Annotated in this window: 1 protein-coding gene and 1 rRNA gene; one reads left to right on the forward strand and one right to left on the reverse strand. The window is 45.8% G+C overall.

What is annotated here, in order from left to right; genetic code table 11:
- Positions 1 to 98, reverse strand: a 16S ribosomal RNA gene (locus ACLHZ1_RS20695); the annotation flags it as partial.
- Positions 99 to 163: 65 nt separating this feature from the next.
- On the opposite strand from ACLHZ1_RS20695, the gene ACLHZ1_RS20700 reads away from it, so the two are divergent.
- Positions 164 to 354, forward strand: a 191-nt coding sequence (locus ACLHZ1_RS20700; RefSeq protein WP_427263551.1) for a hypothetical protein, incomplete at its 3' end; no start/stop codon positions are given.

Consider the following 354-nt stretch of genomic DNA (forward strand, 5'->3'; position numbering starts at 1 on the left):
GGCAAAAGTAGCAAGCTACTTTCCCGCTGCCGCTCGACTTGCATGTGTTAGGCCTGCCGCCAGCGTTCAATCTGAGCCATGATCAAACTCTTCAATTTAAGTTTGGTTGCGTCGTTACCGGAGTAACGACATTCAGCGGCTCAATGAATTGCTGAAATAAACTGTGACAACCGAAGTTGTCTTGGTCACTTCACCAGACATTGAAAATCAACAAAATTGTTTGATGTTCGATGCTGTGAGTGCCCACACAGATTGCTTGATTCAAATTGTTAAAGAGCGTCACGCTTATCGCGTTGAGGAGGCGCATCTTACGCTCCTCACTTCGAAAGTCAAGCGGTTGTTTTCGCTTTTCTT

It is taken from the genome of Aeromonas sobria (assembly GCF_050266975.1).
GTDB lineage: Bacteria > Pseudomonadota > Gammaproteobacteria > Enterobacterales > Aeromonadaceae > Aeromonas > Aeromonas sobria_B.